This window comes from Mycobacterium sp. IEC1808, from assembly GCF_002101935.1.
Lineage (GTDB): Bacteria > Actinomycetota > Actinomycetes > Mycobacteriales > Mycobacteriaceae > Mycobacterium.
This window is the reverse complement of sequence record NZ_LQPV01000063.1, coordinates 1-1,197: the sequence shown is the minus strand read 5'-3', so window position 1 is coordinate 1,197 and position 1,197 is coordinate 1. Positions and strand designations below refer to the sequence as shown.

The window sequence follows — 1,197 nt, the reverse complement described above, 5'->3', positions numbered from 1 at the left end:
CCCTGGTTGATTTCGGGCGGGCTGGTGCCGTCGGTCCAGGCGAGGCGTCCGGTGTTGGTGACTTCGGTGTGGTAGTCGCCGTTGGTGGCGCCGGCGTGGTCGGGGCCGCAGGCGAAGAAGAGTTTGTCGGCGTCGGTTTGTCCACCTTGGGCCCAGTCGGGGGCGTGGTGGACTTCGGAGTGGTAGCCCGATTCGAGGCAGTTGGGGCGGGTGCAGCCGTGGTCGCGGGCGTGGCAGATGAGGCGTTGGTCGGTGGTGGCGAGGCGTTTTTGCCGGCCCAGATACAGCGGCCGGGCGGTGTGGTCCTCGAACACCGCGAGGTAGTGAATCGCGTTGGCCGCCATCCGAATCAGATCGGGCATGGGGAGCCGGGAGCCGCCGCCGGTGCGCGCTGGGGCGGGCATCGCGATGGCGGGGTTGACGGTGGCGTGGGCGGCCCGGTCGAGTTCGGCCAGGGTGGTGGTGATGACCACGGTGACCGGATGGCCGCGGTGGGTGCCGAGGTTCCCCGAGCCGATCGCGGTCCGCAGGGCCAGTTTGAGGGCGTCGTGGCCGCGTTGAGCTTGGCTGCGGGTGTCGCGCTCCTCGGCGGGGCTGGTGTCGGGTTGGCGGAATCCAGGGCGCACCGCGGCCTCGATGGCTTCGAAGTAGGCGCGGGCCTCGGGGTCGAGCAGCCCCGTGAGTCGGGACATGCCATCGGGGCCTTGCGGGCCCAGCCGCAGGCTGCGCCGGCGGGCCCGGTCTTCGTCGGTGAAATTCCCGTCGGGGTTGAGGTAGTCGGCGATGCGCTGCCCTAGCCGGGTCACCACGGCGGAGTCCAGTTTCGACGCATGCTCGACCAGGACGCGTTCGGCCTCGGCGACGTCGGCCGGTGACACCGCGGCGGGCAGCACATCCACCGCGTGACAGATCACCCGGATGTGGTCCTCACCGAGTGCGCCGGCCTCGACCGCGCCGGCCAGCGCTTCCAGTTCGGGCGCCAGGGGCGGGCCGGTCAGCGAGCGCCGCGGCCGAATCCGGGCCGCCAGCCGAAACCGGCGCGTCAGCTCCCCCGGAGTGATACGCAGCCGCGCACACACCCGACCCCGTAGCCCCGGGCTGGACTCCGCGCCGTCGGGCGGCTCGGCGATCTCACCGAAGAACCGATACATCAACCCCCGGTTGGTCCGCTGCTGGGTCTCGAGCCGCTCGGCCACC

At 71.7% G+C, this 1,197-nt stretch carries 1 protein-coding gene; it reads right to left on the bottom strand.

What is annotated here, in order from left to right; translation table 11 throughout:
* Positions 1 to 1,197: 13E12 repeat family protein (locus AWB92_RS24625; protein WP_142282298.1), on the bottom strand; the 1,197-nt coding region annotated here is incomplete at both ends.